This window comes from Streptomyces sp. NPDC045955 (assembly GCF_056430805.1).
In genome coordinates, this window is the sequence record NZ_JBWKKY010000019.1 from 83,736 (window position 1) to 96,743 (window position 13,008).

Below are 13,008 nucleotides of genomic sequence, written 5' to 3' on the forward strand. Positions count from 1 at the left end.
ATGAACACGCCCCTGTCACGCCGGACGACACTCCAGGCCGCCGGTGTCATCGCTGCCGCGGGCCTGGCCGGCAGCATCGCCGGCACCGCACAGGCCGCCGCGGCGGAGGAGAACGGCACCACCGGCGACAGCGTGGTCATCCACCCCACCCTTCCGCAGGTGCCTGTCAACAACTCCTTCACGGTCAAGGTGCGGCCGCTCGGAGGCACCTGGCAGAAGCTCGGCGTCTACCTTGCCAGGCTCGCACTGATCGACGCGAACACCGGCAGCAACAAGGCCCAGAGCTCCTCCTGGGCCGCCTTCGACTTCTCCGGCACCGTCGAGGTCGAGGTCACGTACAACCCGGGCGGCGGCGAGAAGGTCCGCATCCGCCCGGACTCGTACGGCATCAAGCCCGAGGTGCTCGGCAGCACCGCGCGCTTCACCCTGGACCGGCCCCGCAACCTCGTCGTCCAGATCGACGACAAGATCTTCGACTGCCTGCACCTGTTCGCGAACCCGCTGGAGCAGGACGTGCCCGCCGAGGGCGACAAGAAGGTCATGTACTTCGGGCCCGGGCTGCACACCACCACCGACCGGTTGCTGAAGGTGCCCAGCGGCACCACCGTCTATCTGGCCGCCGGTGCCGTCCTCACCTCGCAGGTGATCTTCGAGAACGTGGAGAACTCCCGGCTGATCGGCCGCGGCGTGCTCTACAACTCTCCCAACGGGGCGCTCTTCATCCGCAAGACCGAGAACGTCACCATCGACGGCGTCACGATCCTCAACCCCCGCTACGAGAACGTCCGGGTCGCCGAGTCGCAGAACCTCACCATCAAGAACCTGCGCGCCTTCAGTCACCAGGGCTGGGGCGACGGCATCCAGCTCTACTGCTCCGAGAACGTCACGATCGACGGCTGCTTCCTGCGCACGTCCGACGACTGCGTCGCCCTCTACACCCACCGCTGGGACTTCTACGGCGACACCCGCAACATCACGGTCAAGAACTGCTCACTCTGGGCCGACGTCGCCCACCCGATCAACATCGGCGTGCACGGCAACTCCGAGAAACCGGAGATGCTGGAGAACCTGACCTACGAGAACATCGACATCCTCGACCACCGCGAGCCGCAGGTGACCTATCAAGGCGCCATCGCCTTCATGGTCGGCGACAGCAACCTCGTCCGGGACGTCAAGTTCGACAACATCCGCGTGGAGGACTTCCGCTGGGGCCAGCTCGTCCACATCCGGGTCGAGTACAACCCGAAGTACAACACCTCGGCAGGCCGCGGCATCGAGAACGTCTACATCAAGGACCTCAGTTACAACGGCAAGAACGCCGACCTCTCGATCATGGCCGGCCTCGACGCGGAGCACGCGATCAAGGACGTCACCTTCGAGAACCTCCGCGTCAACGGCAAGGTGATCGCCGACAGCACGGGCAAGCCGAAGTGGTATCTGGCCTCGGACGGCGTGCCCATGTTCGTCAACGAGCACGTGACGAACCTCAAGTTCCTCACCACCGCCGAGGCCGCGGCGGCCGCCGCGTCATGAGCACCGTCCCCGTGAGAAGCACTGCCATGAGCACTCCCGCACCGAGCCGCCGGGGCTTCCTCGGCGGCGCGGCCGCCCTGCTGCTGGCGTCGGGCGCGAGCGGCCTGCTCGCGTCCGGCACCGCCCGGGCCGCCGCCCAGGACGACAAGACCCGGCTCCGCGCCTTCACTCACCCCGGTCTGCTGCACAGCGCCGACGACCTCGCCCGCATGAAGGCCGCGGTCGCCGCGAAGGAATCGCCGATCTATGACGGCTACCTCGCCCTCGCCGCCCACGCGCGCTCGAAGTCGACGTACACCGTCCAGAACACCGGCCAGATCACCTCCTGGGGCCGCGGCCCCACCAACTTCCAGAACCAGGCCGTCGCCGACTCGGCCGCCGCCTACCAGACCGCGCTGATGTGGTGCATCACGGGCGACCGGGCGTACGCCGACAAGTCCCGCGACATCCTCAACGCCTGGTCGGCGTCCCTGACGGCCGTCACCGGCGCCGACGGGCCGCTCGGCGCGGGCCTCCAGGTCTTCAAGTTCGTCAACGCCGCCGAACTGTTGCGGCACAGCGGCTACGACGGCTGGACGAAAGAGGACATCGCGCGCTGCGAGGAGTCCTTCCTGCGCGTCTGGTATCCGGCGATCTCCGGCTACATGCTCTACGCCAACGGCAACTGGGACCTGACGTCCGTCCAGTCCATCCTGGCCATCGCCGTGTTCTGCGAGGAGCCCACCCTCTTCGAGGACGCGCTGCGCTTCGCCGCCGCCGGCGCGGGCAACGGCAGCGTCCCGCACCGCATCGTCACCGACGCGGGACAGGGCCAGGAGTCCGGCCGCGACCAGGGCCACGAGCAGCTCGCCGTCGGCCTGCTCGCGGACGCCGCGCAGGTCGCCTGGAACCAGGGCGTCGACCTGTACGCCTTCGACGACAACCGGCTGCTGAAGAACGTCGAGTACGCCGCCCGCTACAACCTCGGCGGGGACGTGCCGTTCGTCCCCGACCTGGACCGCACCGGCAAGTACATCAAGACGTCCGTCTCCGCCGTCGGGCGCGCAAACCTGCCGCCGATCTACGAGATGGCCTACGCGCACTACGCCGGTGTCCGGGGTCTCGACACCCCGTACACGAAGGCGGCCGTCTTCCGCGGCACGGGCGGCGCCCGCGTCGTCGAGGGCAGCAACGACGACCTGCCGAGCTGGGGCACCCTCACCTTCGCCGGCACCAAGGCCCCGGCCCCGGCCGAGCCCACGGCTCCGGCCGGTGTCACGGCGGTGGGCGGCGACAAGTCCGTCACCGTGGCCTGGCTGCCGTCGGCGTGGGCCGAGTCGTACACGGTCCTGCGGGCCACCGGCGCCGACGGGCCGTACGAGACGATCGCGACCGGCCTCGGCAAGCCGGAGTACACCGACCGTGACGCCCGCGCGGGCAGGCCCTCCTACTACACGGTCACGGCCACCAACTCTCAGGGAACCAGCGCGCGTTCCGCCTGGGCGGCGGCGGTCCCGGGGCTGCCCGACCCCTGGGAGACGCGGGACGTCGGGGACGTGAAGATCCCCGGCTCGGCCGTCTTCGACGGCGAGCGGTTCGTGCTGGAGGCGTCCGGCACCGCCGACACCCACCGCCTGGCGTACCTGCCGCTGCGCGGCGACGGCACGATCACCGCGCGGATCGTGTATCCGCTCAGCTCCCAGTACTCCAGGATCGGCGTCACCGTACGGGCCGGCCTGGACGCGGACGCGGCCCACGCCGCCATGCTGATCCAGGGCCTGCCGCTGCACACCTGGAGCGGCGTGTGGTCCGTACGGACCGAGGCGGGAGCCGCCGTCAAGGGCACCGGCAGCACACCCGTGCCGCCGTCCCAGCAGCAGTCGATCACCACCGGCGCCGCCTTCCCGATCTCCTCCCTCGGCACACTGCCCGAGTCGGCGACCCCGCTCCAGGCCCCGTACGTCGAGGGCGCGGGCGACGGCTACCGGCTGCGCATGCCGTACTGGGTCCGCGTCACCCGCCGCGGCAACCGCTGCACCGGCGCCATCTCCCCGGACGGCATCCGCTGGACCGACGTCGGCTCCACCGACGTCGCCCTCGGCAGCACGGCGTACGCCGGTCTCACCCTCACCTCCTGCCTCGGCGTGGACGAGGACTACGCCGAGACCGGCACGGGCGCCTTCGACAACGTCAGCGTCGTCTCCCGGACCGCGGGCGAGGTCTGGACCGTGCCCCGCCCGGCCACCGCCGCCGGCGACCTGCGGGCCACCGCGGGCGCCGACGCGGCCGAACTGGCCTGGACCGACCCGGACCTCTCCGCCCGCTACAAGGTGCTGCGCGCCACCGCGGCCGACGGCCCCTACGAGACGATCGCCACCGGCATCGGCCCGGTCGGCTTCGGCACCCGCTTCCGGTACGCCGACGCCACCGGCACACCCGGCACCACGTACCACTACGCCGTCGCCAAGACCAACTGCGCCGGACGCGGCCCCCTGTCGGAGTCCGCCGCCGTCGCGATGCCGACACCCTCCGTGCCCCAGCTCACCTCGGCCGGCACGGCGTTCGCGAACAAGGGCGTGCCCTTCACGTTCCTCCTGCGCGCCTCCCACGAACCGATCCGGTTCGTCGCGGACGGACTGCCCGACGGCCTGCGCGTCGACCGGCGCACCGGCCTGATCTCCGGAACCCCCACGGAGACGGGCGAGTTCGAGGTCACCACCACCGCGGGCAACGCGGCCGGGGACGCCACCGGCACCCTCACCCTCACGGTCGGCACCCCGCCGCCCGCGCCCTGGACCTACGGCGACCTCGGTGACGTCGTCCTCGACGACCGCGCCTACGGCACCCTCGGCGTGGTCGCCGTCCGCACCCCCGGCAGCACCGCCCACGAGGACGGGACCTTCGTGGTCCGGGGCGCCGGAACCGACCTCACCGTCAACAACCAGGGCATGACGGGCCAGTTCGTACGACGGCCCGTCACCGGCGACTGCGAGGTCACCGCCCGCCTGGTCTCCCGCGCCGGAGCCACCGGCGACCGGGTCGGCCTGCTCATGGCCAAGTCCCTGTCGCCGTTCGACCAGGCGGCCGGGGCGATCGTCACCGGCGGCACCAGCGCCCAGCTGATGCTGCGCCCGACCGTCGCCGGCAAGTCCACGTTCACGGGCAACGGGGCGGTCACCGCCCCCTGCCTGCTGCGGCTGAAGCGCACCGGGACGCACTTCACCGCATCCGCCTCGACCGATGACGGCGCCACCTGGACCCCCCTCGCCGAGGGAGACATCCCCGGCTTCGGTGACGCCCCCTACTACGTGGGCCTCGTGGTCTGTTCCCGCAGCCCTCTGGCCCGCAGCACCACCGAGTTCGACGAGGTGAGCATCACCCCCATGTAATCCTCACGGATTGGAGATGCACCACATGAGCCGCACTTCCCCCCACACGCACCACGACAGCGGCGCAGTGAGCCGCCGCGGTCTGCTCAAGACCGCCGGCGGCCTCACCGCGGCCCTCGCCCTGGGCGCCACCGCCACCGCCACCACGGCGGACGCGGCCCCGGCGACCTTCACCCACCCCGGCATGCTGCACACCTGGGGCGACATCAACCGGGCCAAGGTCCGGGTCGCCGCGGGCGACGACCCCTGGGCCTCCGGCTGGCGCAGACTGACCGCCAACTCCCACTCGGCGTCCACCTGGACGCCCCGCCCCACCGCCACGATCATCCGCGGCGGCACCGGCGAGAACTACCCCCAGCTCTACAACGACATCCACGCCGCCTACCAGAACGCGCTGCGCTGGCACGTCGGCGGCACCGCCGCCAACGCCGACTGCGCCGTGCGCATCCTCAACGCCTGGTCGTCGACGCTCACCAGCATCACCGGCAACGCCGACCGGTACCTGGCGGCCGGCCTCTACGGCTGGCAGTTCGCCAACGTCGCCGAACTCATGCGCGGCTACGCCGGTTTCGACCTGGGCCGGTTCAAGACGATGATGCTCAACGTCTTCTACCCGCTGAACGACCGGTTCCTGCGCGAGCACAACGACGCCTGCATCACCAACTACTGGGCCAACTGGGACCTGTGCAACATGGCCTCGATCATGGCCATCGGGATCCTGTGCGACGACGGCGCCAAGTACGACCAGGCCGTGAACTACTTCAAGAACGGCGGCGGCAACGGCCAGATCCAGCGGGCCGTGCCGTTCCTCTACCCGAACATCGAGGGCTACGACCTCGGCCAGTGGCAGGAGTCCGGCCGCGACCAGGGCCACACCGTCATGGGCATGGGCCAGATGGGCGCCCTGTGCGAGATGGCCTGGAACCAGGGCGACGACCTGTACTCCTACGACGGCCGCCGCTTCATGAAGGCCGCCCAGTACGTCGCCAAGTACAACCTGAACATGAACGTGCCCTATACCACCTACACCTGGGGCAGCGGGCAGACCTGCTCCCAGCAGTCACAGACGGTGATCGGGTCCGGATCCCGCGGCCAGGTCCGCCCTGTGTGGGCGATGCTGCACTACCACTACGGCCGGCGCCTGCTCCTCGACGACAAGTACATCGCCCAGATGTGCTTCTCCGTCGCCCCTGAGGGCGGAGGAGGCGACTACGGCACCACCAGCGGCGGCTTCGACCAGCTCGGCTTCGGCACGCTGATGTACGCCAAATAGCGTGTCCGCATAGCCTGTCCGCTGCCCAAGACTGAGCCAAACAGCGGTCAAGCCGACTCGTGCACCGGAATACCGATGAGGGATGTGGTGCTCTGGTGTTTCCGGTGCACGAGCGCGGCGAAGGGCTGGTGGGCGTATGACGGCAGGCCAGACGGATCCCGTGGTCAGGAGCCCCTACGGGGCCGTACGCGGCAGATACGAGGGGGGAGTCGCGGTGTTCCGCGGCATCCCGTACGCGGCGCCCCCGTTCGGCCCTCGCCGTTTCCGCCCGCCCGTACCCCTCCCACCCTGGGACGGTGTCCGCGACGCCGGCGCCTTCGGCCCCACCCCGCCGAAACCCCCGTACTCCGAGGCCTTCGCGCGCTACCTCTCCGACCCGGTAGTGCCGGGTGACGACTGCCTCAACCTCAACATCTGGACCCCGGAGCCGGATCCCGGAGCCCGCCTCCCTGTCCTGGTCTGGCTGCACGGTGGCGCCCTGACCAGGGGTTCGTCCGCCGTCCCCGTCTATGACGGTCACGCCTTCGCCCGCGACGGCGTGGTCTGCGTCTCCGTCAACTACCGGCTGGGCGTCGAGGGCTACGGACTGTTCCCGGACACGCCCCCGAACCCGGGCCTGCGCGACCAGATCGCCGCCCTGACCTGGGTGCACGAGGCCATCGAGGCCTTCGGCGGCGACCCCGGCCGCATCACTCTCTTCGGCCAGTCCGCCGGGGCGATCAGCATCGGCGCCCTCATCGCCGCCCCGCAGACGCAGGGACTGGTCCGGCGGGCGGTCCTGCAGAGCGGGCCGCCCGAGGCGTCCGAGCGGGCCAAGGTACGGCGGATGGTGCGCCGCATGGCGTCCCGGCTGAAGATCCCCGCCACCGCGGAGGCCTTCGCCGCCGTCGACCGCGACCTGCTGCTGCACACCCAGGCCGAGGTGGGCAAACTCAGCAGCCCGGTGGTCGGCGGCCCCGCCTTCGGCATCGTCATCGACGGCGACACCGTCCCGCGCGACCCCCTTCAGGCCCTCACCGAGGGCGGCGCCGCCGAGGGCGTCGAACTGATGATGGGCTGGACCCGCGACGAGTACCGGCTGTGGCTGGTCCCGGGCGGCCTCCTGGAGCGCGTCGACCGCCTGGGAGCCGTCGCGTTCGCGGGAGCCATGGCCCGCTGCCACTGCGGCAGCGAGGTCCCACGCGGCTACCGTGCCCTGCACCCCGAGGCGGGCACTGCGGAGATCGTCGGCCAGCTGGTCACCGACCACCTCCTGCGCATTCCCCTGCACCACCTGGCCGACGCCCGTACGGAGCCGTCGTACGTCTACGAGTTCGCCTGGCCTTCGAACCTTCCCGACCTCGGCTCCTGCCACGCGCTGGAGCTCGGCTTCGTCTTCGACACCGGGGAAGTCCCGGAGGCCCGCAAACTGGCCGGGGAAGGCGCCCCGCAGGCACTGGCCGACATCATGCACGCCGCCTGGGTGCGCTTCGCCAAGGACGGCGACCCGGGCTGGGAACGCTGGGACGCGGCCCACCCGGTGCGGGTCTTCGGAGACCGCGCACCGGACGCCGAGAACGGCGTGGCCTACACGGCGTACGGCCCCCGCGACCGCGAACTCGCCCTGTGGGCGACCGACGCCGCCGCCGTCACTCCTGAGGAGCCAGTGCCGACAGGAAGGCGGTCCAGGTGGCGGGGGTGATCGTGAGGTGGGGGGTGGTAGGGGTTTTGCTGTCGCGTATGTGGACTGCGGTGGAGTGAGCTGACACTTCGACGCAGTTGCCGCCCTCGCTGCCGCTGTAGCTGGACTTGAACCACTCAGGTGCGGTGCTGCTCATGCCTCTCCCAGAAGACGGTCCAGCAGGTCCCTCGTGTCCTCGGGAGTGAGGGCCTGTGACCGCAGCATCGCACACTTCTGCGTCAGGATCGCCACCTCATCCGGGTCGGCGATGAGCTGGCTGCCGCGCTGGTTCTCCGTGTAGACGAGCCGCTGGTGTTCGGGCGTTTCCAGCAGGACGAACGGGCCGTCGAGGGAGGCGTGGCTGGTGCGATTCAGCGGCAGGACCTGGAACATGAGACCCGGCAGTTCCGAGCACGCCCGCAGGTGCCGCAGCTGCTCGACCCAGACCTCCCTGCCGCCGATGGGCGCTCGTAAGACCGGCTCCCAGACCACGAAGCAGGTGATGGGCGGGTTCTTGCCTTGCAGGATCCCCTGGCGTTCGATGCGCGCCGCCACCAACTGGGCGATCGTGTCCTCGTCGTAGAACGGCACGCGACTGCGGAACACCGCCCACGCATACGGCTCCGTCTGGAGCAGGCCCGGCAGCACCTGGTTCTCGTAGGACGAGATCGCGATCGCCTCTCGCTCCCGATCCAGGAACTCCTCCGCCCACAACGGAATGAGATCCACCTCCGGCATCTCCGACAAGGCAGCCACCAACGCCCCCTTCGTATCAAGGAGTTGGTCCAACTGCTCCGCGAGATCCATCTTCAACGGCCGTCTGCCCTGCTCGATGGACGCGATCTGCTGCTCGCCGACGACGAAGATCTCCCCGAGGGACTTCTGCGTGTACCCGGCCGCCTCGCGGAAGAGGGCGAGCAGCGCGCCCACCATCCTCATCGCCGAGGCGTTCCTGCGTGACCGTCGTGACCGTGTCGTGGTGCTCATGGCGGCGAACTCCCCACCCGCGCGCGTACTTGCACTGTCGCGCGCACGTACAACAAGGCTGTACGAGTGCGCGCCCTGTTCCATGATGACCACGGAGTGTGACTCTCGTCCCGTGAATGACGAGACTCCACTCCTGCTCCAACCTCCGTCCCCCCGCGAGCGGTTCTACCGCCGGGAGCGCCAGTCGGTTCCGGCCGCACGCGGGTTCGCACGCGACGCGCTCCAAGACTGGGGCGGCTACGGGCGCGCGGAGGACGTGCTGCTCTGTGTGAGCGAACTGGCGACGAACGCGCTGGTGCACGGCGTGCCGCCCGGCCGTGGATTCCTGCTGAGGCTGGTGCCGTTCGGCGAGGGCGGTGGCGTACGGGTCGAGGTGCACGACAGTGGTGAGGGCGTGCCGGTGCTGCCGCGGCAGGACGTCCTGGAGCCCTGCGAGGGCGGGCGGGGCCTGCTGCTGGTGTCGACGCTGGCGGACAAGTGGGGGGTGGGGGCGAGGTGTCCCGGAAAGATCGTGTGGTGCGAGTTCGAAGGCCGGGGTCACTGCGGTGGTGGCGGGTCCTCGGAGACACGTGCCGGTCGGCCATGCTGTCAGGCCGTCGCCCCGGTCGCTTCGGCGTCCTGGTCGCGGTGCTCGTAGGCGAGGGATGTCGCGATGCCCTGTCGCCACAGGTCACAGAGCGCCTCGTTGGCTTTGGTCTCCGCTTCCATGTCGGAGGGCTCCGGCAGTCGCAGTGCGCGGAGCAGATCGAAACGGTGGAGGTCGAACGCCACGTGCACGGCCTCAGCGTAGGCGAGCGCGGCCCGGACGGCGCCCGCGTAGGCCACCAGGGACACCGGCAGGGGGAGGAGCGCGAGCAGCGCCCACCATCCCGAGCGCATCAGCAGAACGGCCGACGCCACGGCGACGACGAACCCCATGACAGTGAGCCGCGCGGACGTATCCAGGTTGTCTCGGCGGTCGTCGACGACGGCTCGTGCGGCGGCACCGAGTACCGGATACAGGCGCGGCCACGCCACGACCGCGTCCATGCCGTACATCCTCCCGGCGGTGTCCTCCATGGCGGTCAGGACGTTGCCCAGGGCGGTGGGCCGCAGCAGATGGTCGGCGGCCGGGAAACAGCGTCGCAACCGTGCGTCCGCAGCACCAGCCCGCTGCACGGCAGCGGGCGTGGGCTCCTCGTCCTGGGGAAGCAGCGCGGCCTCGGCCATCCGCCGTTTCCGAACCGGTCGATGTCATCCGTCAGGCCGGTGCACTGGAAGCGCAGCCGGTGGACGGTTCCCAGCCGGTGCCGGGCGACGAGGACCTCGGACGGCACCGGCTGCGCGATGACCAGTGCCTGCCGGAGCAGGGCAGCCGCCTCGTCCAGAGCCGAGACGCGGCTCGCGGTATCACCGGGCCGTTCGGCCCGTGCGACCGCCGCCTCACTGAGCACCGTGACCTTCAGGGACACCAGGCGAGCGTCGCCTTCTTCCACGAAGGCGCGCAGGGGCGGGGCCAACAGGCCGGGGTCGATGTCGTACAGAACACGGCAGAGCCGGAGGGCCGTACGGAGATCTTCCTCGGCGAGTGCGGGCGGCAGCGCTTGGTAGCGCATCCAGTGCAGCGAGGCCACAACCGTGAGGACGCCGACATCCACACCGCCGGGCCACTCCCGGCTGTGCCACGCCCTGAGTTCGCGGGCCGCCCGTAACGCCTCCGGATCCAGACAGTGACCGAGGTCGTGGTCGGCGAAGACGCGACTGACCGTGGTCGTGATCCGGGAAATCAGCGTGTCGCGCATGCAATGGCCCCCTCCGCCCCAGAACGGCCCCCCGCCGGAGTCGGCCCAGGGTAGCGCCGATCGTCATCCTTGAGCAGCAGGTTTCGCCCGATTCGTCTCCCCTCGACAGCGCATGCCTCATCCGCAGCGCCGGACTCGGCGCGAAGGGCCCGCGCTACTACGACTGGGCCGGCGGCCCCACCGAGTCGCGTACGACGACGTGAGTGCCCAGCAGCAGGTGTTCGTCCGCGGCGCCCGGCGTGTGTTCGAGGGCCGTGCGGACGGCGAGGCGGCCGAGTTCCTCGTAGGGGACGTGGACCGTCGTCAGGGCGGGGTGCAGATCGCGGGCGAAGGGGATGTCGTCGTAGCCGGCGAGAGAGACGTCGCCGGGGACGGTCAGGCCCGCCTCGTGCAGGGCGGTGAGGGCGCCCGCCGCGACCATGTCCGTGGCCGCCACCACCGCCGTGAACTCCAGGCCGTCCTTGAGCGCTTGCTGCATCAGGCGGTGGCCCGCGTCGCGGGTGAAGTCGCCGTGCAGGAGGAGGGACGGGTCGGGGGTCAGGCCCCGGGCCCGGTGGGCCGCGAGATAGCCGCGTTCGCGGCCCAGGGCGGTGGTGTGGTCCGTCCGGCCGCCGAGGAACAGCACCCGGTCGTGGCCCTGGGCGAGCACATGGGCGACCAGGGTGTAGGCGCCGCCCTCGTTGTCGTACTCGATGACCGTGACCGGGGCGCCGGGGTCCAGCGGCGGACGGCCGCAGAGGACCAGGCGGGAACCGGCCGAGGCGAGGGAGTCGGCCATGCGGTGGGTGCGTTCGCGGTACTCGGGGGTGTCGGCGGTGCCGCCGACCAGGATCACGGCGGCGGCGCGCTGGGCGCGCATCATCTCGACGAACTCCAGCTCGTGCTGGACGTCGCCCTCCGTGCTGCACACCAGGCAGAGGTGGCCGAGGCGGGTCGCCTCGCGTTCGACGCCATGGGCCATGTGCGCGAAGGAGGGGCCGGTGATGTCCTCCAGGACGAAGGCGAGTGTGGGGGTGCCGACGCCCGCGATGGCCTTCGCCCGCGCGTCCGCCACATAGTCCAGGTCACGGACCGCCCGCATCACGCGCCCGCGCGTCGCCGCGCTCACCGGGTACACGCCGCCGAGCACCCGGGACACCGTGGACGCCGAGACCCCGGCGCGGGCGGCCACGTCCCGGATGGTGCTGCGGCTCGCGTCCCCGCTCTTCCTCGTCATGACTGCCTCGTCTCTCCCGGGCGCCGGTCCGCACCCACCCCTCGGGAACTGCGGCAACGGTATGACAACCGGTTCCCTGGACGGAGGCTAGCAGTGCTGAGGGGAGGGGGAGGAGGGTTGTGCGCGGACCGGTGGCGAGGTGTGAGGCGGACCGGTGGCCCGGTGGTGAGCCCGTCCGCTCCTACGCCGCCCTCAGCGTCCCCGCGATGCCCGCGATCGCCTCCGGGCCCACCCGGCAGCAGCCGCCGATCAGCCGGGCTCCGGACTGCCGCCAGCCCTTCACCTGGTCGGCGCTGAAGGTGGAACGGCCCGTCCAGGCGCGGGCGCCGGCGTCCCAGGTCTCGCCGCTGTTGGGGTAGACGACGACCGGCTTGCCGGTGACCCGGGCCGCGAGCGCGGCGGCGGTGTCCGCGCCCTCGGGCGCGCAGCAGTTCACGCCGACCGCGATCACCTCGTCCGCGTCGGCGGCCAGCGCGAAGGCCTCCTCCAGCGGCTGCCCGGCGCGGGTGCGGCCACCGGCGACGGAGTACGTCAGCCAGGCCGGCACCCCGAGCCCGCGCACCGCCCGCAGCAGGGCCGTGGCCTCGTCGGCGTCGGGGACCGTCTCCAGGGCGAGGACGTCGGGACGGGCAGCGGCCAGCACCTCCAGGCGGGGGCGGTGGAAGCGCTCCAGTTCGTCGACCGTGAGGCCGTAACGCCCCCGGTACTCGGAACCGTCCGCGAGCATCGCCCCGTACGGGCCGGCCGAGGCCGCCACCCACAACGGGCGGGAGGCGCGGGCCAGGTGGGCCGCGTCCCGGGCCAACTCAACGCTGAGGGCCATGAGTTCCGCTGCCCGGTCGTGGTCGATGCCGCGCTTGGCGAAGCCCTCGAACGTGGCCTGGTAGCTGGCGGTGATCGCCACGTCCGCGCCCGCCCGGAAGTAGGCGAGATGCGCCTCCGTGATCGCCTCCGGCTGCTGCGCGAGCAGCCGCGCCGACCACAGCTCGTCGCTCAGGTCGTGCCCGGCCGACTCGAGCTGGTTGGACAGGCCGCCGTCGAGGACGACCGTCCCCGCGGTGAGGGCTTCGGCGAGGGTGAGGGTGCTGGTCATACGGACGACCGTAGTCCAGATCCGGCGCCGGACCCCAGCCGAGTGTGTCCAGTACATGAACAGATTGCCCAACATGTGGGACGGCGGGTTACGATCA

Annotated in this window: 10 protein-coding genes and 1 pseudogene; 5 read left to right on the plus strand and 6 right to left on the minus strand. The window is 71.0% G+C overall.

Annotated features, from left to right (window positions below):
- From AC07F0_RS31330 to AC07F0_RS31345, 4 genes are all read left to right on the plus strand, one after another.
- The gene (locus AC07F0_RS31330) at nt 1-1,533 is read left to right on the plus strand and encodes a glycosyl hydrolase family 28 protein (RefSeq protein WP_478983371.1); all 1,533 of its coding nucleotides are present in this window, start codon (nt 1-3) and stop codon (nt 1,531-1,533) included.
- 26 nt (nt 1,534-1,559) lie between these two features.
- Entirely contained in the window at nt 1,560-4,901 is a 3,342-nt protein-coding gene (locus AC07F0_RS31335; RefSeq protein ID WP_478983372.1) for an alginate lyase family protein, read from the plus strand.
- Nucleotides 4,902-4,926: 25 nt separating this feature from the next.
- The gene (locus tag AC07F0_RS31340) at nt 4,927-6,174 is read left to right on the plus strand and encodes an alginate lyase family protein (RefSeq protein WP_478983373.1); all 1,248 of its coding nucleotides are present in this window, start codon (nt 4,927-4,929) and stop codon (nt 6,172-6,174) included.
- Nucleotides 6,175-6,310: 136 nt separating this feature from the next.
- Nucleotides 6,311-7,855 carry a carboxylesterase/lipase family protein gene (locus AC07F0_RS31345; protein WP_478983374.1) on the plus strand — a complete coding sequence of 515 codons (1,545 nt, stop codon included), beginning with the start codon at nt 6,311-6,313 and terminating at the stop codon, nt 7,853-7,855.
- On the opposite strand, the gene AC07F0_RS31350 is transcribed toward AC07F0_RS31345, so the two are convergent.
- Together AC07F0_RS31350 and AC07F0_RS31355 are read right to left on the minus strand one after the other, a co-directional pair.
- Nucleotides 7,803-7,991 carry a DUF397 domain-containing protein gene (locus AC07F0_RS31350; protein WP_436727646.1) on the minus strand — a complete coding sequence of 63 codons (189 nt, stop codon included), beginning with the start codon at nt 7,989-7,991 and terminating at the stop codon, nt 7,803-7,805. The two genes, AC07F0_RS31345 and AC07F0_RS31350, sit on opposite strands and share 53 nt — an antisense overlap.
- Nucleotides 7,988-8,821 (minus strand): helix-turn-helix domain-containing protein, encoded by an 834-nt coding sequence (locus AC07F0_RS31355; RefSeq protein WP_478983375.1) that lies wholly within the window; start codon nt 8,819-8,821, stop codon nt 7,988-7,990. The genes AC07F0_RS31350 and AC07F0_RS31355 overlap by 4 nt, the downstream gene beginning before the upstream one ends.
- 85 nt (nt 8,822-8,906) lie before the next feature.
- Between AC07F0_RS31355 and AC07F0_RS31360 the strand changes: the two are divergent.
- Nucleotides 8,907-9,347 (plus strand): annotated as a pseudogene (locus AC07F0_RS31360) (ATP-binding protein); the annotation flags it as partial.
- A gap of 62 nt (nt 9,348-9,409) precedes the next feature.
- Here the strand turns inward: AC07F0_RS31360 and AC07F0_RS31365 are convergent.
- The 4 genes from AC07F0_RS31365 to mmuM all read right to left on the minus strand — a co-directional run bounded on the left by AC07F0_RS31365 (nt 9,410) and on the right by mmuM (nt 12,911).
- The gene (locus tag AC07F0_RS31365) at nt 9,410-9,949 is read right to left on the minus strand and encodes a hypothetical protein (RefSeq protein ID WP_478983376.1); all 540 of its coding nucleotides are present in this window, start codon (nt 9,947-9,949) and stop codon (nt 9,410-9,412) included.
- On the minus strand, nt 9,886-10,602 hold the full coding sequence (locus tag AC07F0_RS31370) for a hypothetical protein (RefSeq protein ID WP_478983377.1): 717 nt from the start codon (nt 10,600-10,602) through the stop codon (nt 9,886-9,888). The genes AC07F0_RS31365 and AC07F0_RS31370 overlap by 64 nt, the downstream gene beginning before the upstream one ends.
- 157 nt (nt 10,603-10,759) lie before the next feature.
- Complete coding sequence (locus AC07F0_RS31375) at nt 10,760-11,818, minus strand: LacI family DNA-binding transcriptional regulator (protein ID WP_478983378.1); 1,059 nt, start codon at nt 11,816-11,818, stop codon at nt 10,760-10,762.
- A gap of 181 nt (nt 11,819-11,999) precedes the next feature.
- Nucleotides 12,000-12,911: a homocysteine S-methyltransferase gene (mmuM, locus tag AC07F0_RS31380; RefSeq protein ID WP_478983379.1), complete on the minus strand. Its 912-nt coding sequence runs from the start codon at nt 12,909-12,911 to the stop codon at nt 12,000-12,002.
- Nucleotides 12,912-13,008 lie beyond the last annotated feature (97 nt).